This is a genomic window from uncultured Dechloromonas sp., from assembly GCF_945957265.1.
In the GTDB taxonomy this organism is placed as follows: Bacteria; Pseudomonadota; Gammaproteobacteria; order Burkholderiales; family Rhodocyclaceae; genus Azonexus.
This window is the reverse complement of record NZ_CAMFKO010000025.1, coordinates 1-18,590: the sequence shown is the minus strand read 5'-3', so window position 1 is coordinate 18,590 and position 18,590 is coordinate 1. Positions and strand designations below refer to the sequence as shown.

Annotated in this window: 19 protein-coding genes and 1 pseudogene; 10 read left to right on the top strand and 10 right to left on the bottom strand. The window is 65.2% G+C overall.

The window, feature by feature from the left end; genetic code table 11:
• Window position 1: 1 nt before the first annotated feature.
• The 6 genes from Q0P59_RS13360 to Q0P59_RS13335 are packed head-to-tail and all read right to left on the bottom strand — an operon-like array spanning window position 2 to window position 4,560.
• Entirely contained in the window at window positions 2–967 is a 966-nt protein-coding gene (locus tag Q0P59_RS13360) for a CapA family protein (protein ID WP_295007039.1), read from the bottom strand.
• The gene (locus tag Q0P59_RS13355) at window positions 964–1,353 is read right to left on the bottom strand and encodes a hypothetical protein (protein WP_295007037.1); all 390 of its coding nucleotides are present in this window, start codon (window positions 1,351–1,353) and stop codon (window positions 964–966) included. The genes Q0P59_RS13360 and Q0P59_RS13355 overlap by 4 nt, the downstream gene beginning before the upstream one ends.
• A 3-nt stretch (window positions 1,354–1,356) precedes the next feature.
• Complete coding sequence (locus Q0P59_RS13350) at window positions 1,357–2,049, bottom strand: YbaY family lipoprotein (protein WP_295007036.1); 693 nt, start codon at window positions 2,047–2,049, stop codon at window positions 1,357–1,359.
• Window positions 2,046–2,789 (bottom strand): arginyltransferase, encoded by a 744-nt coding sequence (locus Q0P59_RS13345; RefSeq protein WP_295007033.1) that lies wholly within the window; start codon window positions 2,787–2,789, stop codon window positions 2,046–2,048. Before Q0P59_RS13345 ends, Q0P59_RS13350 begins: the two co-directional genes overlap by 4 nt.
• 2 nt (window positions 2,790–2,791) lie before the next feature.
• Window positions 2,792–3,481 (bottom strand): leucyl/phenylalanyl-tRNA--protein transferase, encoded by a 690-nt coding sequence (gene aat, locus Q0P59_RS13340; protein WP_295007031.1) that lies wholly within the window; start codon window positions 3,479–3,481, stop codon window positions 2,792–2,794.
• The gene (locus Q0P59_RS13335) at window positions 3,478–4,560 is read right to left on the bottom strand and encodes an ABC transporter ATP-binding protein (protein WP_295007029.1); all 1,083 of its coding nucleotides are present in this window, start codon (window positions 4,558–4,560) and stop codon (window positions 3,478–3,480) included. The genes aat and Q0P59_RS13335 overlap by 4 nt, the downstream gene beginning before the upstream one ends.
• A 30-nt stretch (window positions 4,561–4,590) precedes the next feature.
• Here Q0P59_RS13335 and Q0P59_RS13330 point away from each other — a divergent pair, with 30 nt between their 5' ends.
• Window positions 4,591–6,228, top strand: coding sequence for an iron ABC transporter permease (locus Q0P59_RS13330; protein ID WP_295007027.1), 1,638 nt, complete (start codon window positions 4,591–4,593; stop codon window positions 6,226–6,228).
• A 29-nt stretch (window positions 6,229–6,257) separates the two neighbouring features.
• On the opposite strand, the gene Q0P59_RS13325 is transcribed toward Q0P59_RS13330, so the two are convergent.
• The 3 genes from Q0P59_RS13325 to Q0P59_RS13315 all read right to left on the bottom strand — a co-directional run bounded on the left by Q0P59_RS13325 (window position 6,258) and on the right by Q0P59_RS13315 (window position 8,540).
• A complete protein-coding gene (locus tag Q0P59_RS13325) occupies window positions 6,258–6,839 on the bottom strand; it encodes an ankyrin repeat domain-containing protein (protein ID WP_295007025.1) in 582 nt (193 codons plus the stop codon).
• A 58-nt stretch (window positions 6,840–6,897) separates the two neighbouring features.
• A complete protein-coding gene (locus Q0P59_RS13320) occupies window positions 6,898–7,914 on the bottom strand; it encodes a Fe(3+) ABC transporter substrate-binding protein (protein WP_295007023.1) in 1,017 nt (338 codons plus the stop codon).
• A gap of 119 nt (window positions 7,915–8,033) precedes the next feature.
• Window positions 8,034–8,540, bottom strand: a complete 507-nt coding sequence (locus Q0P59_RS13315) for a C40 family peptidase (RefSeq protein ID WP_295007021.1) — start codon at window positions 8,538–8,540, stop codon at window positions 8,034–8,036.
• A 121-nt stretch (window positions 8,541–8,661) separates the two neighbouring features.
• Between Q0P59_RS13315 and Q0P59_RS13310 the strand changes: the two genes are divergently transcribed.
• The 8 genes from Q0P59_RS13310 to Q0P59_RS13275 all read left to right on the top strand — a co-directional run bounded on the left by Q0P59_RS13310 (window position 8,662) and on the right by Q0P59_RS13275 (window position 17,747).
• Window positions 8,662–9,657, top strand: coding sequence for an oxidoreductase (locus Q0P59_RS13310; RefSeq protein WP_295007019.1), 996 nt, complete (start codon window positions 8,662–8,664; stop codon window positions 9,655–9,657).
• 1 nt (window position 9,658) lies between these two features.
• Entirely contained in the window at window positions 9,659–10,774 is a 1,116-nt protein-coding gene (locus Q0P59_RS13305; protein ID WP_295007017.1) for a diguanylate cyclase, read from the top strand.
• A gap of 48 nt (window positions 10,775–10,822) precedes the next feature.
• Window positions 10,823–12,715 (top strand): propionate--CoA ligase, encoded by a 1,893-nt coding sequence (locus Q0P59_RS13300; RefSeq protein ID WP_295007014.1) that lies wholly within the window; start codon window positions 10,823–10,825, stop codon window positions 12,713–12,715.
• 131 nt (window positions 12,716–12,846) lie between these two features.
• Window positions 12,847–14,349 (top strand): exopolyphosphatase, encoded by a 1,503-nt coding sequence (gene ppx / locus Q0P59_RS13295; protein ID WP_295007012.1) that lies wholly within the window; start codon window positions 12,847–12,849, stop codon window positions 14,347–14,349.
• Window positions 14,346–15,452, top strand: coding sequence for an ABC transporter permease (locus Q0P59_RS13290; protein ID WP_295007010.1), 1,107 nt, complete (start codon window positions 14,346–14,348; stop codon window positions 15,450–15,452). Before ppx ends, Q0P59_RS13290 begins: the two co-directional genes overlap by 4 nt.
• Window positions 15,449–16,204 (top strand): ATP-binding cassette domain-containing protein, encoded by a 756-nt coding sequence (locus Q0P59_RS13285; protein ID WP_295007008.1) that lies wholly within the window; start codon window positions 15,449–15,451, stop codon window positions 16,202–16,204. Before Q0P59_RS13290 ends, Q0P59_RS13285 begins: the two co-directional genes overlap by 4 nt.
• 9 nt (window positions 16,205–16,213) lie before the next feature.
• Window positions 16,214–17,140 carry an MlaD family protein gene (locus Q0P59_RS13280; protein WP_295007006.1) on the top strand — a complete coding sequence of 309 codons (927 nt, stop codon included), beginning with the start codon at window positions 16,214–16,216 and terminating at the stop codon, window positions 17,138–17,140.
• A gap of 1 nt (window position 17,141) precedes the next feature.
• Complete coding sequence (locus Q0P59_RS13275; RefSeq protein WP_295007004.1) at window positions 17,142–17,747, top strand: ABC-type transport auxiliary lipoprotein family protein; 606 nt, start codon at window positions 17,142–17,144, stop codon at window positions 17,745–17,747.
• Here the strand turns inward: Q0P59_RS13275 and Q0P59_RS13270 are convergent.
• On the bottom strand, window positions 17,744–18,367 hold the full coding sequence (locus Q0P59_RS13270; protein WP_295007002.1) for a TetR/AcrR family transcriptional regulator: 624 nt from the start codon (window positions 18,365–18,367) through the stop codon (window positions 17,744–17,746). The genes Q0P59_RS13275 and Q0P59_RS13270 overlap by 4 nt on opposite strands.
• 117 nt (window positions 18,368–18,484) lie before the next feature.
• Between Q0P59_RS13270 and Q0P59_RS13265 the strand changes: the two are divergent.
• A pseudogene (locus tag Q0P59_RS13265) lies at window positions 18,485–18,590 on the top strand (electron transfer flavoprotein subunit beta/FixA family protein); the annotation flags it as partial.

Genomic DNA, 18,590 nt, shown 5'->3' with positions numbered 1-18,590 from the left:
CCTAAGGATTGATGCATTGCGCCACTGCTGTTTCACCCCGGCTGCCGCAGGGCGTGGCGAGGCCGGGGGCGGGGTGGGGCGTGCCGTCGGCATCGATGTGGGCGGCGAGGGTTTCCCAGTGCTGCACGCCTTCGCGGTCGATGTGCAGGCGTAGCAGCCAGCCCCGGCGGCCGTTTTCGTAGTCGAAGCCGTCGAAGACGAAGTTGCCGAGACTGTAGACGATGGGCTTGCCGCGGTAGATCTCGGCGCCCTGGGTGACATGCGGGTGGCTGCCGACGACCAGGCTGGCGCCTTCGTCGATCAGCCGGCGGGCGAAGCTTTTCTGGCGCTCGTCGGGCTGCGTGTTCCTTTCCCAGCCCCAGTGCATGAAGGGGATCACGTGGTCGGCGCCGGCGGCCTTGGCGGCGCGAATGTCGGCGATCACCTGTTCGTCCTCGCTCCAGGCGATGCCGGGGGTTTGCGGTCCGGCCTCGAAGCGGCGCGGCTTGTATTCGTTGTAGCCGAGCACGGCGATCTTCAAGCCCTTTTTCTCGATCCACAGCGGGCGGTGGGCCTCGTCCAGGTCGCGGCCGCCGCCGAAGCGGGCGATGCCGGCGGCGTCAAGGTGTTGCGTGGTTTCGACGAAGGCGGCCTGGCCGTAGTCGCCGGAGTGGTTGTTGGCGAGCGAGACGGCGTCGAAGCGGCCCTTGAGCACTTTCAGGGTTTGCGGTGCGGCGCGGAAGGACCACAGTTTCGAGGGCTGGGCCTGTCCGCCGTCGGCAACCGCGCATTCGAGGTTGCCGATGCGGTAATCGGCGGCCTCGAGGATGGGGGCGACATGGGCGAGCGGATCGCCGCCGGCGGCGATGACGCGGCCGGGGCCGTCGGCGAGCATGATGTCGCCGGCAAAGATCAGGGTCAGCGGTTCGGCGTGGGCGGTGGCCAGCCAGCCGGCGGCGAGCAGGGCAGTCAGGTGCGGGTGTTTCATCGGCGGGCCGTTTCGCGGAGTTCGCACCAGTATTGCAGCTCGCTTTCGCGCTTGGGTTCGTAGATGCGCTGCAGGCCGGTGAAGCCGTAGCGCTCCTGGTTGCGCACCGGGACGGGGTGGCTGGCGTGCTGCAGCGGAATCGGCGCTTCGCCGAGGTCGGCGTGGACGTAGAGGTTGATGCGGGCGAGATCGGCCGGTTCGCGCACGAAGACGATGCGGAACAGGAAGAAGGAGCCGATGGCGGTCGGCGCTCCGGCGTAGGGGGCGTTCTCGGGGGAGGCTTCGATAAGCTGCGTTTCGCCGCCGTAGGCCAGGTGGCAGGCGACGGTCTGGGCGTGGGCCAGGAGCGGCATGGCGAGCGCCATGACGGCGAGCAGGCGGCGCATGGGTCAGCGCGCCGTTGTGGCGACGGGTTTGAGGACGATGTCGACCGGCACCGGCTGGCCATCCTTGAGCGGGGAATAAACCCGGTCGCTGATGAAGCGCAGCTTGCCCCGGTGTTCGATGCGGGCGCTGACCGAGAGGCGGGCCTTGTTGTCGAGCAGGTCGCGGTCGATGGTGGCCGAGAAGGGGATGGGCACCTGGGCACCGTTCAGTTCGTAGCGCTGCTCGACCAGGACGCGGGCCGGTGCGCCGGCCCGGGCGATGTCCTGGACCCGGATGGTGAGGATGGCGTTGGGCGGCAGGGCGATCCGCGCCAGGTAGCTGACCGTGCCGCCGATCTCGATGAAGCTGCTGGCGGCTGCGGGCGTGCCGGCGGGAGCGCTTGCCGGCGAAGGCGGCGGCACGGCGCCGCGCGTGCAGCGGCGCAGGTTGCCCTTGCCGTCCTCGAGCACGGCGTCGTCGCCCTTGGTGTGCAGACGGATCTCGCCGCGGCGGTAGAGCACGCCGGAGGCGGCGGGGACTTGCGGCAGCGCCACCGCCTCGTCGGCGAAATGCAGGGTGGCGAGCGCGCGGCCCTCGGCATCGGCGCTAAAGCCGATCTCCAGGCGACTGCCGTTGTCGCAGGCGTAGGGGAGGCGGTCGTCGGCGGCGTGGGCGGAGCAGGCGACAAGAAGGAGCAGCAGGGCAGGGATTTTCATGCGCGGTCGAGTTCGGGAAGCGTTGTCCAGCGGCCTTCGATGAGGCCTTCGATGGGTCGGAAGGCGGCTTTGTAGGCCATCTTGCGGCTTTCGGCAATCCAGTAGCCGAGGTACAGGTAGGGCAGGCCGAGCGTCTTGGTCTGGGCGGCCTGCCAGAGGATGTTGTAGGTGCCGTAGCTGGCCGCCGGGACATCCGGGTCGTAGAAGGTGTAGACCGAGGAGAGTCCGTCGTCGAGCACATCGATCAGGCTCACCATGCGGATCGCCTGTTCGTCGCGGAACTCGATCAGCCGCGTGTCGACGCGGCTTTGCAGCAGGAACTGGGCGTACTGCTCGTGGCTGTCCTCGTCCATGCCGCCGCCCGGGTGGCGGGACTGCTGGTAGCGGTTGTAGAGGGCGTAGTGCTCTTCGTCGTAAAACAGCGGCAGTTCGCGCGCCCGCAGGTTGGCGTGGCGCTTCATGGCCCGGCGCTGGCTGCGGTTGGGTTCGAGGTCGGCGACCGGCAGGCGGACCGGAATGCAGGCACGGCAATGGTCGCAATGCGGGCGGTAAGTGAAGATGCCGCTGCGCCGGAAGCCGGCACGAACGAGCGAACTATAGATTTCGCCGTCGATCAGGTGGGCGGGGGTGGCGACTTGCGAGCGGGCTTCGCGGTCCGGCAGGTAACTGCACGGATAGGGCGAGGTTGCGTAGTAGAGCAGCAAGGAGAAGGGCAGTTCGGCGTCGTCGGGCTGGGCCATGGCTATTGCTCGGTTGTCCAGGCCGAACGCGGGCTGCCCGCGGCGATCAGCGCGGCGAGCCGGTGCTGGAAGTCCTGGCGCGGAATCTCCCGGCCGCCGAGCGAGGCGAGGTGATCGGTGTACATCTGGCAGTCAATCATCCCGAATTGGTTGGCAACAAGATAACGCACCAGATGAGCAAAGGCGACCTTCGATGCGTCGGTCCGGTGGGAGAACATCGACTCGCCGTAGAACATGCGGCCGATGGCCAGCCCGTACAGGCCGCCGACCAGGGTGTCTCCCTCGTAGGTTTCGACCGAGTGGGCCCAGCCAAGTTCGTGCAGGCGGGAATAGGCGGCGAACATGTCGTCGCTGATCCAGGTGCCGTTCTGGCCGGGGCGCGGCGTTTTGGCGCACTGCGCGATGACCGCGCGGAAGTCGCCGTCGAAACGGACGGTGAAGCGCCCGCGCCGGACGGCCTTGTCGAGCGAGCGGGTCAGGCGGAACTCTGCCGGGAAAAGCACCATGCGCGGGTCGGGGCTGTACCACAAGGGGTGCCCTTCGACCGTGCCCCAGGGGAAAATGCCGCGCCGGTAGGCATCGAGTATCCGTTCGGGGTCCAGGCTGCCGCCGATGGCGAGCAGGCCGTCCATGTCCTGGCGTGCCGATTCGACGGGCGGGAAAGCGTCGAACGGGCTGAGGTACGGGATCACGCGTGATCGTGGTGCGACTGTTTCTTGAAGGCGATCACGTGGTCGGCATCGAGGCGGATGCCGATTTTTTCACCCAGGGCATGATTGTGGTGCGAGGGAACCAGCGACAGCACCTCGGCGCCGCTGGCCAGGCGCAGGGTGTACAGGATGTCGGCACCGCGGAAGGCCTTGTGCAGCACTTCGGCCTGCAGGGGGCTGCGGTCGTCATGGACCACGTCGTCGGGCCTGAGCAGCACGTCGACATCGCAGCCGTCGGCGCAGTTGGCGCAGGTCTCGCTGCATTCGACCGGGATGTCGGAAACCAGCTGGCCGAGTTCCATGTCGACATTGGTGCCGCCGGCGACGACCCCGGGCAGCAGCACGCCCTGGCCGACGAAATCGGCGACGAAGCGGTTGGCCGGCCGGTGGTAGAGGTTGTACGGCACATCCCATTGCTGGATGCGCCCTTCGTACATGATGCCGATCTCGTCGGCCATGGCGAAGGCCTCGTGCTGGTCGTGGGTGACCATGATGGCGGTCGAGCCTTCGCGCTTGAGGATTTCGCGCACCTCGACCGAGAGCCGCTCGCGCAGGCCGACGTCGAGGTTGGAGAAGGGCTCGTCGAGCAGGATCAGGTTGGGGCGGGGGGCCAGCGCGCGGGCCAGGGCGACCCGCTGCTGCTGGCCGCCGGAGAGTTCGTGCGGGTATTTGTTTCCCTGGCCGTGCAGGCCGACCGTGGCGAGCAGCTGGCGGACGCGCAGGTGGGCGTCCTCGGCCGGCTTGCGGCCCAGTCCGAAGGCGACATTCTGCTCGACGGTCAGGTGCGGGAAGAGGGCGTAGTCCTGAAAGACCATGCCGATGCGGCGCTTCTCAGGCGGCGTGGACCGGCCGGCCTGGCTGACCACCTCGCCGTGCAGCCGGATTTCGCCATCGGCGATTTCCTCGAAGCCCGCGATGCAGCGCAGCAGCGTCGTCTTGCCGCAGCCCGACGGCCCGAGCAGGCAGGCGATGCTGCCGGCCTCGAGACGGAAGTCGACGCCATCGACGACGGTATGGGCGCCATAGCGCTGAACGACGCCATTTAGTTCAAGTTGAGCCATAGCGGTCGATTATAATTCGCATTCACAAGCATGCGCATCGCCTCTTACTCTCCCCTGTTGATCGTCGGCCTCGCGGTCGCCCTGCTGGCCGGCCTGCCGGTTGCCAGCGTGGGACTCAACCTGTTTGCCGGCGGGACGAGCGAAACCTGGGCGCACCTCGCCTCGACGGTGCTGCCGGATTACATCGTCAATTCGCTGTGGCTCTGCCTGGGCGTCGGCCTCGGCGTCGGGACATTGGGCGTGACGACCGCCTGGCTGACGGCGATGCACGAATTCCCGGGGCGGCGCTTTTTCGAGTGGGCGCTGGTGCTGCCGCTCGCCGTGCCGGCCTACGTGATGGCTTACGTCTATACCGATTTCCTGCAGTTCGTCGGGCCGGTGCAGACTTTCCTGCGCGACACCTTCGGCTGGGAGCACGGCGACTACTGGTTCCCGGACATCCGCACCCTGCCCGGGGCGATGCTGATGTTCGTCTGCGTGCTCTACCCCTACGTTTACCTGCTGGCGCGGACGGCTTTCCTCGAGCGCGCCAGCGGCATGCTGGAGGCGGCGCGGACGCTGGGCATGGGGCCGTGGCGCGCCTTCTTCGCAGTGTCGCTGCCGCTGGCGCGCCCGGCCATCGTCGCCGGCGTGGCGCTGGCGCTGATGGAGACGCTGGCCGACTACGGCACGGTGGCCTACTTTGCGGTCAATACCTTCACCACCGGCATCTACCGCGCCTGGTTCTCGCTGGGCGATCGCATCGCCGCCGCGCAACTGGCCGCCATGCTGCTGGCTTTCGTGCTCTTCCTGCTGATGGCCGAGCGGATATCCCGGGGGCGGGCGCGCTACCACAACACGACGGGGCGCAACCGCCCGATGGCCGGGGCGCGCTTGCAGGGCTTCTCCGCCGCCCTGGCGGTCGTCGGCTGCGCCTTGCCGCTGTTGCTGGGCTTCCTGGTGCCGGCCGGGCTCCTGCTCAAGATGGCCTTGACCGAGGGCGATGCCCAGTTCGGTGAGCGTTTCCTGATGCTGTCGCGCAATAGTTTCGTGCTGGCCGGGGCGACGGCGGCGATCGGCGTATTGCTGGCCTTGCTGCTCGCCTACGGGGCGCGTCTTTCGAAAGGTGCGCTGGCGACCGGCCTGAATCGTCTGGTCGGCCTGGGTTATGCCGTTCCCGGCGCGGTGATCGCGGTCGGCGTGCTGATCCCGGTAACCCGCCTCGACAACTGGCTGGCCGGGCAGTGGCAGGCATGGTTCGGCCATAACCCCGGCTTGCTGCTGACCGGCGGCATCGCGGCGCTGATCTATGCCTATCTCGTGCGTTTCCTGGCGGTGGCGCTGCATACGGTGGAGTCCAGCCTGGGCAAGATCACGCCGAACATGGACGATGCGGCGCGCAGCCTCGGCCTGGGGCAGGGCGAGACGATGCGCCGCGTGCATGTGCCGATGCTGCGCGGCAGCCTGCTGACGGCAGGGCTGCTGGTCTTCGTGGATGTCATGAAGGAATTGCCGGCGACGCTGGTGATGCGCCCCTTCAATTTCGATACCCTGGCGACCCAGGCCTATACGCTGGCCTCCGACGAACGGCTGGCCGAAGCATCGACGGCAGCCCTGGCGATTGTCGTGGTCGGCTTGCTGCCGTTGATCGCCTTGTCGCGGCAGATATCGGCCGCCCGCCGTCCGTAGCGGACGGACTCCTTCAGCGGCCCTGCGGCCTATTGCTTAGCGAACGGCGACTCCCAGGAAATGGGCGGGATTTCGTCTGCGTCCAGAAAGAGCAGGTCGGCGGAGATGGCATTGGTGGCGGTGCCAAAGGCTTCGGCTGACGTAGGGGCGGCTGTTCCCGGCTTGTGGAACGACAGCTGGCTTGGCGTGAATTCGATGAGGTTGTCGGCCGGCGGCGTGTCGGGCAGCGTGGGCACGACGGCTGCTCCGGGCAGGGGGGCGCTCCTGATGCCCAGAACGTCCTGCGGAATCGTCAGGCCGGCGGGCGGGCGGGCCCCTTCCTGGATCAATACGGCGGCAATTTCGTGATGCCCGCGTCTCAAGGCGAGGCGGAGCGGGGCGCCGACCCCGTCGGCGGCGCTGGCATTCGGGTCGGCGCCGCGGATCAGCAATTCCCGCACGATGGCCAGGTTGCCTTCGAAGCAGGCCGTGCGCAGCGGCAGGCCGCCATGTCCATGAACGTCGACCTCTTCGAGGTCGGCGCCGTCATCCAGTGCAATGACAACGCCGCTCAGGCGAGCGGCGCGTATGGCACGGATCAGCTTGCTCGGGGGAAGTCCTTTTTCTGTCATCAATCAAACGCCTTTGAGGAGTCGGATTGTAGGGAATTCCCCGGAGCTTGACGAGGTCTTACTTGAAGCCGGCGCGATCGAAAATGATCTGGGCCTTGGTCTGGTACATCGCCAGGTTCTTGACCGGCAGCTTGTCGGCCTTGAACTTGCCCATCGATTCGAGGGCCGGGTTGGCGACCTTGACGCTTTCCACGACCGGCCATTCGTTGTTGCCGTCGGCAAAGTAGCGCTGCGCCTGGTCGGATGCCAGGTACTCGAGGAACTTGACGGCAGCCGCCTTGTTCGGCGCGTTCTTCAGCATGCCGCCGCCGGAAACGTTGATGTGGGCGCCGCTGCCATTCTGATCGGGCCAGACGATGCCGACCTTCTCCATCAGCTTGATTTCTTCCGGCTTGGTCGAACGCAGCAGGCGGGCCACGTAGTAGGTGTTCGAGATGGTCACGCCGCATTCGCCGGCGGCCACCGCCTTGATCTGGTCGGTGTCGCCACCCTTGGGGGCGCGGGCGAAGTTGGCGACCATGCCGCGGGCCACTTCCTCGGCCTTGGCTTCGCCCTGGTGGGCAATGATCGACGCCATCAGCGACAGGTTGTAGGGGTGCGAGCCGGAGCGTGAACAGAGCTTGCCCTTCAGCTTGGGATTGGCCAGGTCGGCGTAGTTCTGGACGTCTTCCGCCTTGAGTTGGGTCTTGTTGAAGACGATGACGCGGGCGCGCGTCGAGAAGGAGAACCAGTCCTCGGTGCGGAGGTGGGCCGGGATGCGGGTTTCCAGTGTTTTCGAGGCGACCGGGGCGAACAGGCTCAGTTCGTGGGCCTTGGCCAGGCGGGCCGCATCGACGGTCAGGAAGACGTCGGCCGGGCTGTTGGCGCCTTCGTTCTTGAGGCGCTCGAGCAGTTCCTCTTCCTTGCCTTCGATCCGGTTGATCTTGATGCCGGTCTGTTGCGTGAAGTTGCTGTAGAGCGCCTCGTCGGTCTGGTAGTGGCGGGCGGAATACAGGTTGAGGACTTTTTCCTCGGCCGTGGCGGCATTCATCAGCGACAGGACAGCGGCGGCAACTAGACCGAATTTCAGTTTCATCGAGCAACTCCAGTGTGGTTTGGACATCCCGTCAGTTTACCGTCAGGAATGTAAGGTGTAAATGAGAATGGTTATCGAAAGTTGGCGTAAAAAAAGCGGCTTGCAAGCCGCTTGATCGATCAGTTGCCTTCGAGAATCCGTCGGGCGCCGTTGTAGCGCTGGACCCAGTAGCTGCTGTCCATGCTTTCGACGCGGACTTCGGCGCCGGTGCGCGGGGCGTGCATGAAGTGGTTGTCGCCGAGATAGATGCCGACATGCGAGAAGGTGCGGCGCATGGTGTTGAAGAACACCAGGTCGCCCGGTTTCAGCTGGCTGGCGTCGATCTGCTGGCCGACCTCGCTCATTTCCTTGGCGGTGCGCGGCAGGGAGGCGCCGATGCTGTCCTTGAACACGAGGCGGACGAAGCCGCTGCAGTCCAGGCCGCTGTCCTCGTTGTTGCCGCCGAGGCGGTAGCGGACGCCGACCAGCTTCAGGCCTTGCAGAATGACATCCTGTGCGGCGTTGGTGTAACGTTCCAGAAACGACGGCTGTTCATCCTTGCGGACTTGCTCGGCAGCGGTGGACGCCCCGATCCCGCTGACGAGCAGCGAAACCGACAGAAGCAGGGAGGCCAGTACTTTATGCATAGCCCTGAAATGTATTTGAAAAACCGGGCGCTGTAAAGGCGCTGAAAAAATCGAGGGGTACGACTATGTTCATACTCCATAATTATGAATACAATTTATTTTCCAAGGAGTGAGGAGAGCAATGGATTCTTTCAAGGCACTGTTGATTGAGGAGCGCGACGGGAAGGTCGGCAACAGCTTCGTCCAGATGAACGAAAGCCAGCTGGATGCCGGCGAAGTGACGATCCGCGTGGCCTACTCGAGCATCAATTACAAGGATGCCCTGGCGGCGACCGGTGCCGGCAAGATCATTCGTCGCTTTCCGTGCGTCGGTGGCATCGACTTGTCGGGGACCGTCGTCGCCAGCGACGATGCGCGCTTCAAGCCCGGCGATCCGGTGATCGCCACCAGTTTCGACATCGGCGTCGCCCATCATGGCGGCTATGCCGAACTGGCCCGCGTGCCGGGCGACTGGGTGGTGCCCCTGCCGGCCGGCTTGTCGCTGTACGACGCCATGGCGCTGGGGACGGCCGGATTTACCGCGGCCCTCGGCATCGTGCGCATGGAGGAAAACGGTCTCCGTCCCGAGAAGGGGCCGGTCATCGTGACCGGCGCCACCGGCGGGGTCGGCAGCCTGGCGGTCGATATGCTGGCCAGGGCCGGCTACCACGTCGTTGCCCTGACCGGGAAGGAAAGCGAAAGGGACTATCTGCTCAGCCTGGGCGCTGCGGAGGTGCTGATGCGCCAGAGCATCGACCTGACGAAGATCCGTCCGCTCGATCGCGGGCGCTGGGCGGGGGCGGTCGACAATCTGGGCGGCGACGTGCTGGCCTGGATCGCCAGCACCATGGTGCAGGGCGGGACGATTGCCAGCATCGGCCTGGCCGCCAGCCATGCGCTGAACACCACGGTGATGCCCTTCATCCTGCGCGGGGTTTCCTTGCTCGGCGTCGATTCCGGCTATATCCGCGAGCCGTATCGCAGCGGCGTCTGGCAACGCCTGGCGACCGACTTGCGCCCGCCGCATCTCGAGGCGATGTCGCGGCGGATTCCGTTTGCTGCCTTGCCGGCCATGTTCGACGAATACATCGCCGGGCGCGCCAAGGGGCGCGTTGTCGTGGATATCGCAGGGGGCTGACATGGCCGATCTGCCGCACATCCTGATCGTCGATGATTCACGGGTGGTCAGGGTGTCGCTCATCCATCACCTGAAGGCGAATTACGAGGTCCGGGAGGAGTGTGACGGCGAAGCGGCATGGCAAACCCTGGTGGTCGATCATTCGATCAAGGCGGTGATTTCTGATTTGCAAATGCCCAAGCTGAACGGATACGAGCTGCTGGAGCGGCTGCGGACATCGAAGCTCAGGCGGCTGCAGCAACTGCCCTTCATCCTGGTTTCCGGGGAGGAAACGGAAGAAGAGCGTCTCAAGGCCAAGGCCCTGGGGGTTTCGGATTTCGTCACCAAGGGGGCGGGCGGTGCGGAACTGCTGACCCGTTTGAACAACTTGCTTAGCCTGACCCGCGCCCAGGAAAACATCGAGGCCGATCGCGAGCGCCTGGTTCAGGATCCGGTGAGCGGATTGTTTACACGTAAATATCTGGAAATGCAGATGGCGCAGGCACTCTCGCACGCCACCCGGCACGGGGTCGACGTCAGCGCCATGGTCCTCGGGTTCGACGATTTCGATGGCCTTTGTCAGCGTTTCGGACTGCAGGTGGCCGAAGAGATCTGCAATCGCTTCGCCAAGATGCTGGCCGGCAAGATGCGGCACGAAGACAGCCTGGGGCATTTCGGCCAGGGGCAGTTCGCCATCGTGTCGCCGGGGACCGCCCCGGCTTTTTGCGCCACGTTTTCCGAGCGCGTGCGCGAGGCCGTCGAAATGGCCAAGCTGACGATCAGCGGCCAAACCGTCGCGCTGACCGTGAGCATCGGTCTGGCCAGCATGCCGACGGACCCGCTGGCCTCGGCCGCAGCGCTGCTCGACCTGGCCGGCGAGCGCATGCGCCGGGCGATGGGTGAGGGTGGGAATCGCACCGAATCGGGCGGCGTCCTGCCGGCGACGCGTCCGATCTCGATCAACCATGCGCTGGAGTTGCTGGCGGCCAACCGGTTTGAGCCGGTGGTGCCACATCTGCCGGCGCTGGGCGAAAGACTGATGCCGCTGCTGCGGCTGATGGAGAAGGAATTGGGCTTGGCTCTGCCGCTGGCGGAGATTGAACGCCTTTTAAGCGAACGGAAATCTCACAAAAACTAGTCCGTTCGGTATTTAGCAGTGCAGGAAAATCTTTTGAAGAGGGATCTTATGGCGACGTACAAGGAGTTTCACCAGTATTCCATCGAAAAGCCGGATGAGTTCTGGACCGAGCAGGCCCGGCTCATCGACTGGAAAGAGCCGTTCACCCAGGTTTGCGACTATTCCAGGCCGCCCTTCGCGAAGTGGTTCGTCGGCGGCAAGACCAACCTGTGCTACAACGCGATCGATCGCCACGCCGCCAAGCGTCCGAACGATCGTGCCCTGATCTACATCTCCACCGAAACGGACGAGGAGAAGGTCTACACCTTCGCCGAGCTGCAGCGCGAAGTCGAGCGCATGGCGGCCATCTACAAGAGCCTCGGCGTCAAGAAGGGCGATCGCGTCCTGATCTACATGCCGATGATTGCCCAGGCCGCTTTCGCGATTTTCGCGGCAACCCGCATCGGGGCCATTCACTCGGTGGTGTTCGGCGGCTTTGCCTCGGGCTCCCTGGCGACCCGCATCGACGACGCCAAGCCGACGCTGATCGTGTCGTCCGACGCCGGCATGCGCGGCGGCAAGGCCGTGCCGTACAAGCACCTGCTCGACGAAGCCATCGAGATCGCCGAACACAAGCCGGCCAAGGTGCTGATGATCGACCGTGGCCTGGACAAGGGCTTCAACAAGGTCGACGGCCGCGACGTCGATTACGCCACCCTGCGCGCCCAGAACATGGATGCCAAGGTCGAGTGCGAATGGCTTGAGTCTTCGGAACCGTCCTACATCCTGTACACCTCGGGCACCACCGGCAAGCCGAAGGGCGTGCAGCGCGACACCGGCGGCTATGCCGTGGCCCTGGCTTCGTCGATGAAGCACATCTACTGCGGCGGCGAAGGCGAAACCTACTTCTCGACCTCCGACATCGGCTGGGTGGTCGGCCACTCCTACATCATCTACGGCCCGCTGATCGCCGGCATGGCGACCATCATGTACGAAGGCACGCCGCTGCGCCCGGATCCGGGCATCTGGTGGCAGATCGTCGAGAAGTACAAGGTCAACGTCATGTTCTCCGCACCGACCGCCGCCCGCGTGCTGAAGAAGCAGGACCCGGCGTACATGCACAAGTACGACCTGTCTTCGCTGAAGCACATCTTCATGGCCGGCGAGCCGCTCGACCAGCCGACGCACGAGTGGTTCCAGAACGAACTGCAGAAGCCGGTCATCGACAACTACTGGCAGACCGAAACCGGCTGGCCGATGCTGGCCGCGCTGCACGGCGTCGAGAAGACCCCGATCAAGTTCGGTTCGCCGTCCTTCCCGGTCTATGGCTACAACCTGCAGATCTTCCGCGAGGACGGCTCGATCTGCGGCGCCAACGAAAAGGGCATCGCCGCCGTCGTGCCGCCGCTGCCGCCGGGCTGCCTGTCCACCGTCTGGGGGCAGGACGATCGTTTCGTCAGCACCTACTTCACGCTGTTCAAGGACCCGCTGGTTTATTCCTCCTACGACTGGGCGATCAAGGATGAAGACGGCTACTTCACCATCCTCGGCCGTACCGACGACGTCATCAACGTGGCCGGCCACCGCCTCGGCACCCGCGAAATCGAGGAAGCGATCCAGAACCACCCGGCCGTCGCCGAAGTGGCCGTGGTCGGCGTCGAAGACAAGCTGAAGGGGCAGATGCCGATGGCCTTCGCGGTCGTCAAGGATGCTTCCAAGGTAGCCACGCCGGAGATGGTCAAGGCGCTGGAGAAGGAGGTGTTCGCGACGGTCGACGGCATCCTCGGCGCCATTGCGCGTCCGGCCCGCGTGCACTTCGTGACCGGCCTGCCGAAGACCCGTTCGGGCAAGATGCTCCGCCGTTCGCTGCAGGCGCTGGCCGAAGGCCGCGATCCCGGCGATCTGACCACCATCGAGGATCCGTCCACCCTGGAGCAGATCCGGAACGCGCTGGCCAGCTAAGTTTCGCCGCCTGCGTTCGCCAAAGCCCGCCGATGAAAGTCGGCGGGCTTTTTATTGCGGAACGGTAAGAATGGCCATCTGTCGCGGGTGGTAGAATCCCCGCCAATCCTAGCAACCTGCCGTTTTCTCCGATGATTTACGAAACCGTCGCCGCCGTCGACCTGGGTTCAAACAGTTTCCGCCTGCAAGTCGGGCGCGTGGTCGATGACCAGATCTACACCCTGGACTCGATGAAGGAGCCGGTACGCCTGGCCTCCGGGCTGATGCCGGACAAGCGCCTGGATGCGGCCTCGCAGGCCCGGGCACTGGATGGCTTGCGCCGTTTCGGCGAACGTTTGCGCGGGCTGGATGGCGGTGCGGTGCGTGCCGTGGCGACCAATACGCTGCGTGTCGCCAAGAATGCCGTCGAATTTCTGCCGCTGGCCGAGGAGGCGCTGGGCTTCCCGATCGAAATCATCGCCGGGCGCGAGGAAGCGCGGCTGATCTACATCGGCGCCTCGCACTCCATGCCGTCGGCGTCGCACAAGCGCCTGGTCGTCGACATCGGCGGCGGATCGACCGAGTTCATCATCGGCAAGCGGCACGAGCCGCAGCTGATGGAATCGCTGTACATGGGCTGCGTCAGCTACACCCTGCGTTTCTTTCCGGATCGCCGGATCGACAAGAAGCGCCTGCGGGAAGCCCAGGTGGCGGCGGCCAAGGAAATCGAACTGATCGCCCATGACTACCAGCGCATGGGCTGGAAGGAGGCGGTCGGCTCCTCGGGCTCGGCGCGCGCGATTGCCGACGTCCTCGAACTCAACGGGCTCAATCCGAACGGCGAAAGCGGCATCACCCGGGTCGGGCTGGACCGGCTCTGCGCGCTGCTCATCAAGGCCGGCTCGGCGGAAGCCCTAGACCTCCCGGGCATCAAGGGCGACCGTCTGCCCGTTTTCCCGGGCGGCGTGGCCATCATGTCGGCCATCTTCGAGGAGCTGGGCATCGAGCGGATGACCTATGCCGACGGCGCGCTGCGTCTCGGCGTCCTCTACGACCTGCTCGGACGTTTCCATCATCACGACATGCGCGATGCGACGGTGAAGCAGTTCCGTCGTCGCTACCAGGTCGAAGGCGACCAGGTCGAGCGGGTCGAGGCGACCGCCTTGTCGGCCTTGAGGCAGGCTTCCAACGGGGAGCCCGCGGAGCCGGATGTCCAGTTCCTGACCTGGGCTTGCCGCTTGCACGAAATCGGCATTTCGGTGGCGCATAACGCCTATCACAAGCACGGCGCCTACATCCTGACCTATGCCGACATGCCGGGCTTCTCGAAAAAGGACCAGGCGCGGCTCGCCATGCTGGTGCTGGGGCACCGCGGCAAGCTGGAGAAGCTGGGGGGCATGCCGGCTTCGGACAGCGCCTGGAACCTGATCTTTGCCCTGCGCCTGGCCGTGCTCCTGCACCGCACGCGCGACGACCGTCCTTTGCCGGCCTGGCGCGTCGAGCGCACGGCCGGCGGTTACCAGCTCGACCTGCCTGCCGACTGGCTGGCGGCCAATCCCTGGACGGCGGCGGCATTCGGCGAGGAAGCCGCAGTCTGGAAGGCGATGGGCCGGGAATACGCCCTGAAATCCAAGCCGGCGAGGAAATCCGCGTGAGCGACCGCCCCAGCTTGCATGTCGAGCCGGGGAAGGTGGTGTTGTCCGGCGCATGGACCTTGGCGGAGATGCTGCCAAGGCTGGCCGAGCTGCAGGCCGGGCTGGCAGCGGCGACGGAAGGGAATCGGCAATGGGATTTGTCGGCGCTGACCCGCCTGGACAGCGCCGCTGCCGTCTTGCTGTGGCGCGCCTGGCAGGCGAAGTGGCCGGCTTGCCTGGAAATCGGCGACATCCACCGGCGCATTGTCGAGCGGGTGGCCGAGCTGCCCCAGGAAATGCCGCCGCCGCCGGTGGCGCGCGTGCATTTGCCGGAGTTCATCGGGCGTTACCTGCTCAAGGCTGCGGCCAACCTGCGCGGCATGATCGCCCTGTTCGGGCAGTTGCTCCTCGATACCGTCTTCCTGCTGCGGCACCCGAGGGATATTCCCTGGCGCGAGTTCACCGCCAACGTCTACAAGGCCGGAGCGCTGGCCTTGCCGATGACCGCGCTGGTCGGTTTCCTGATCGGGGTGACCATCAGCTACCTGTCGGCCCTGCAGTTGAAGAGCTTCGGTGCCGACCTGTTCATCGTGAATATCCTGGGCATTTCGATCATCCGCGAGCTCGGCCCGGTACTGGTTGCCGTGCTCGTCGCCGGGCGCTCCGGCTCGGCGATGACGGCGCAGATCGGCGTGATGCGGGTGACCGAGGAAATCGACGCGCTGTCGACCATGGGCATTTCGCGGAGCATTCGCGTCGTGCTCCCCAAAATCGCCGGATTGACCGTGGCCATGCCGCTGCTGGTGCTGTGGACGTCGGCGGTGGCCATGTTTGGCGGCATGCTGGCGGCGCTGCTGCAACTGGACTTGTCGCTGGTCTATTTTCTCGAGAACCTGCCGCGCGTCGTGCCGGTCAGCAACCTCTACATCGGGCTGGGCAAGGGCTTCGTGTTCGGCTTCGTCATCGCACTCGTCGCCTGCCATTTCGGCCTGCACGTCAAGCCCAATACCGAGAGCCTCTCGGCCAACACGACGAGCGCCGTGGTCACGGCGATTACCACCGTGATCCTGGTCGACGCCATTTTTGCCGTATTTACCCGGCAGATCGGCGTGCCGCAGCTATGAACCGGCCAACGGTCATCGAACTGGATGGGGTGAGCACGAGTTTCCGTGGCAACACGGTCCATCGCGACCTCGGCCTGCGCGTCAAGGAGGGGCAGATCGTCGGCCTGCTGGGCGGTTCGGGAAGCGGAAAGACGACCCTGCTGCGCGAGATCCTCGGCTTGCATCGGCCGGATGCGGGCGTGGTCCGTTTGTTCGGCGTCGATCTGAACGATCCGGATATCCGTGCGCAGCGCAATATCCGGCGCCGCCTGGGCATGCTTTTCCAGCACGGCGCCTTGTTCTCGGCCTTGTCGGTGTACGACAACATCGCCTTTCCCCTGCGCGAGTTGCGCTGTCTCGACGAGGACTGGATTCGGCGCCTGGTGCATCTCAAGCTGGCCATGGTCGGCCTGGGGGCCGCGCATGGCAAGTTGATGCCGGCCGAACTGTCCGGCGGCATGGTGAAGCGCGTTGCGCTGGCGCGCGCGCTGGCCCTCGAGCCGGAGTTGCTGTTGCTCGACGAGCCGACGGCCGGACTCGATCCGGATCGCAGCCAGAACTTTGTCGAGCTGATCGGGGAACTGCAGCGCGAACTGGGCCTGACGGTGGTCATGGTCACCCACGATCTGAACACGCTGGCCGGCCTGGCCAGCCATGTCGCCATCCTGGCCGATCATCACATCATCGCCTACGGCACGCGCGCCGAGATCATGACCATCGATCACCCCTTCGTGACCGGCTTTTTTGGCGCAGACCGCCGGAAGCTGCTTTAATTACGGCTCATGGAAAACAAGTCGCATGCCTTCGCCGCCGGACTCTTCGCCCTGTTGCTGGGGCTGGCGGCCATCCTCGCGCTCTATTGGCTGGGCGGGAGCCGCGACGAGACGCATGACTACATCGTCGTCACCAAGCAGAACATCGGCGGCCTCAATCCGCAGGCCCAGGTTCGCTACCGCGGCATCCGGGTCGGCAAGGTCAGCGATATCCGCCTCGACCCCGACGACTACAGCAACATCCTGGTCACCATCTCGGTCACCGAAAGCGTGCCGCTGACCGCCGGCACGGTCGCCAAGCTGAACTACCAGGGGGTGACCGGGCTGGCGCACATCCTGTTGCTGGAAACCGGCAAGGACAATACGCCGCTCGAACCCAACGACGAGTCGCCGCCGCGTATCGCCATGATTCCGTCGCTGTTCGACGAATTGGGCGAGACCGGGGCGGCAACGCTGAAGCAGGCCAAGGCGCTGATGCAGAGCGCCAATTCGGTGCTCAACGAAGAGAACAGGGCGCACCTGACGGCGACATTGGCCAATCTGGAAGGCGCTTCGGCCAATTTGAAGCCGGCGCTGGAAAACCTCAATGCCACGCTGGTGCAGGTCAGGAAAGTCCTCGATGACCGCAATATCAAGCATTTCTCGCAAGCGGCCGGCGAGGTCGGCCCGCTGCTGGCCGACACGCGGCTCCTGATCGGCAAGATGCAGGTGGCGACCGACAAGCTGGATGTCGCCATCGGCGACGCATCGGCCGGCGGCACCTCGGCGCTGATGCCCCGCCTGAACGAGCTGGCCCAGGATTTCTCGCTGACTTCGCGGCAATTGAGCCGGGTTCTGCGCATACTCGAGGACACGCCGCAGGGACTGGTGTTTGGCGCGCCGTCGCAGTCGCCCGGGCCCGGTGAGGCCGGCTTCAATCCGACGGGAGGGCAGTGAGATGAAGACACTGCTCGGCCTGGTGTGCTGCCTGCTGCTTGCCGGCTGCTTTACCTCCGGCAAGCGGGGGGGCGATGCGCCGCTGGCGATCTATGATTTCGGGCCGTCCCCGGCCGAGGCGCTGGTGGCCCAGCGTCGGGTGCCCCTGGCGCTGGAGGTCAGGGCGCCGCTGTGGTTCGACACCATGGGCATCGACTATCGCCTGGCCTACATCGATGCGGCGCGTTTGCGCGAATATGCCCGGGCGCGCTGGGCCGGTCCGCCGGCCCAGATGCTGCAGCAACGCCTGTCGCAACAGCTGCGTTTGTCGCCTTCGGGGCAGGGGCAGGCGCGTTGCCTGATGCGTGTCGAGATTGGCGAGTTCAGCCAGGTCTTTTCCGCGCCGGACGCGAGTCGCGGTGTCGTGCAGGGCAGGGTGGTGCTGCTTGACCGGTCGCGCCGCCAGCTTGCCGAATTGCCGGTCAATCTTGAAAAGGCGGCGGTGACGCAAGATGCCCGGGGCGGCGTCGGCGCCCTGAGCGAGGCGGTCGATCAGCTGGCGGCCGACCTCAGGTCGTGGGAACGCCGGTTGGCCGACACGCCGGCGAGCGGTGCCTGCTTCGGCTAGCTGGAAACGATTCGTTCGGCGATTCGCTGCTTGAGGTCCGACAGGTTGTCGTCGAAATGCGTGTAGTGCATCAGCGACAGGCCAAACACGCAAGCGTAGAGCAACAGGCTGCGGCTCTTGGCCTCGGCGTCGCTCATGCCGGAATTGACGAAGAGCTTGCGGGTGCATTCGAGCCGGTAGAGATCGACTTCCTCGACGACGGCGGCAGCCTTGATATCGTGCCGGGCCCAGTCGCGCACCGCCAGTTCGATCGACATGCCCTTGCGGTTGCGGTTGGCGCCATAGACTTCGATGACGTAATGCAACTGGTCGCGCGGGTCGCCCTGCATCATCGCCGTCGTCTTCTCGATATCGCGGATGCGGCCTTCCTTCCAGCGGGCGAGGACGGCATCGAGCAGGGCCTGGCGGTCCTTGAAATGCCAATAAAAGCTGCCCTTGGTGACGCCGCAATGCTTGGCCAGCACCTCGACGCGCAAGCCGGTCACCCCGTCGCGGGCGAAGACGTCGATTGCCGCGTCTACCCAGGCGGCCGGGTCGAGTTGCGTGCGTGGCTCGGCGCCGGTGCGGCGGGCGCGAGTTGGTGGTTTAATGGCGGTGGACTTGACAGGTTTGTTTTCCATACGCTACCGTATGCTTTTCCATACGACACAGTATGGTCATTGTGCTGATTGAGTCAACGTCTGTCAAACAGGCGATGCAGGTTATACAAAATCTAACCGAGTAAAAGGAGAAGGCTTGTGAAGATTCTGGTCCCCGTAAAACGGGTTATCGACTACAACGTCAAGGTTCGCGTGAAGGCGGACGGCACGGGCGTTGATCTGGCCAACGTCAAGATGAGCATGA

Bases quoted from the DNA above. Each gene is read 5' to 3' on its own strand.
- Q0P59_RS13360 (WP_295007039.1), bottom strand. From the start codon at position 967: ATGAAACACCCGCACCTGACTGCCCTGCTCGCCGCCGGCTGGCTGGCC.
- Q0P59_RS13355 (WP_295007037.1), bottom strand. From the start codon at position 1,353: ATGCGCCGCCTGCTCGCCGTCATGGCGCTCGCCATGCCGCTCCTGGCC.
- Q0P59_RS13350 (WP_295007036.1), bottom strand. From the start codon at position 2,049: ATGAAAATCCCTGCCCTGCTGCTCCTTCTTGTCGCCTGCTCCGCCCAC.
- Q0P59_RS13345 (WP_295007033.1), bottom strand. From the start codon at position 2,789: ATGGCCCAGCCCGACGACGCCGAACTGCCCTTCTCCTTGCTGCTCTAC.
- Q0P59_RS13335 (WP_295007029.1), bottom strand. From the start codon at position 4,560: ATGGCTCAACTTGAACTAAATGGCGTCGTTCAGCGCTATGGCGCCCAT.
- Q0P59_RS13330 (WP_295007027.1), top strand. From the start codon at position 4,591: ATGCGCATCGCCTCTTACTCTCCCCTGTTGATCGTCGGCCTCGCGGTC.
- Q0P59_RS13325 (WP_295007025.1), bottom strand. From the start codon at position 6,839: ATGACAGAAAAAGGACTTCCCCCGAGCAAGCTGATCCGTGCCATACGC.
- Q0P59_RS13320 (WP_295007023.1), bottom strand. From the start codon at position 7,914: ATGAAACTGAAATTCGGTCTAGTTGCCGCCGCTGTCCTGTCGCTGATG.
- Q0P59_RS13315 (WP_295007021.1), bottom strand. From the start codon at position 8,540: ATGCATAAAGTACTGGCCTCCCTGCTTCTGTCGGTTTCGCTGCTCGTC.
- Q0P59_RS13310 (WP_295007019.1), top strand. From the start codon at position 8,662: ATGGATTCTTTCAAGGCACTGTTGATTGAGGAGCGCGACGGGAAGGTC.
- Q0P59_RS13305 (WP_295007017.1), top strand. From the start codon at position 9,659: ATGGCCGATCTGCCGCACATCCTGATCGTCGATGATTCACGGGTGGTC.
- Q0P59_RS13300 (WP_295007014.1), top strand. From the start codon at position 10,823: ATGGCGACGTACAAGGAGTTTCACCAGTATTCCATCGAAAAGCCGGAT.
- ppx (WP_295007012.1), top strand. From the start codon at position 12,847: ATGATTTACGAAACCGTCGCCGCCGTCGACCTGGGTTCAAACAGTTTC.
- Q0P59_RS13285 (WP_295007008.1), top strand. From the start codon at position 15,449: ATGAACCGGCCAACGGTCATCGAACTGGATGGGGTGAGCACGAGTTTC.
- Q0P59_RS13280 (WP_295007006.1), top strand. From the start codon at position 16,214: ATGGAAAACAAGTCGCATGCCTTCGCCGCCGGACTCTTCGCCCTGTTG.
- Q0P59_RS13275 (WP_295007004.1), top strand. From the start codon at position 17,142: ATGAAGACACTGCTCGGCCTGGTGTGCTGCCTGCTGCTTGCCGGCTGC.
- Q0P59_RS13270 (WP_295007002.1), bottom strand. From the start codon at position 18,367: ATGGAAAACAAACCTGTCAAGTCCACCGCCATTAAACCACCAACTCGC.